Genomic DNA, 589 nt, shown 5'->3' with positions numbered 1-589 from the left:
TAATTGACCAATAAGTGCACTCAAGCCACCGGTTTCAATAAGTGCATCCTGGCTTACTACGCCTAAAGTAACGATTTGCCAGAAAATGTAGATAACTAAAGGAATCGTCGAACCAACAATAACCGCTTTGCGCAAAGATGACGTATCGCCATCTAGGTAGTTTACGATTGCAGGAATACTACCGTGGAAACCAAACGATGTGAAAATCACTGGAATCGCCGCAACAATAAGTCCCTGTTCGATAGGCATGCTTAGCAAGTATGACTCGGTAACGTTTGGCGCTAAAAATGACAGTACCGCAACCATTGCGACTAGCTTTAACGCAAACAACACGCGGTTTACTTTATCAACTGTTCCTGTACCAATAGTCACCACTAAAGTAACGATCAGAGTGAAAATCACTGTCGCTGTCGGGCCAGAAATGTCTAACTCAAACCACTGAGATAAGCGGTCACCAAATTGTGCACCGCCACCAGCGATGTATGCCGCACACAATGAGTAGAACAAAAATAGCATCGCAAAACTGGCAACCCACTTACCCTTTTGACCAAGGATTTGTTTCGCCAAGGTATGAAGTGTTGCACTACTT

General features: G+C 44.1%; 1 protein-coding gene. It reads right to left on the bottom strand.

The features are described 5' to 3' along the window. The coding region (locus tag R7Z49_RS26420; protein WP_318112618.1) for an aromatic amino acid transport family protein at positions 1–589 on the bottom strand (589 nt) is incomplete at both ends.

Source organism: Vibrio sp. 1562, from assembly GCF_033340155.1.
In the GTDB taxonomy this organism is placed as follows: domain Bacteria; phylum Pseudomonadota; class Gammaproteobacteria; order Enterobacterales; family Vibrionaceae; genus Vibrio; species Vibrio alginolyticus.
The sequence above is the reverse complement of the archived record's forward strand: the minus strand, read 5'-3'. Positions and strand labels throughout refer to the sequence as shown.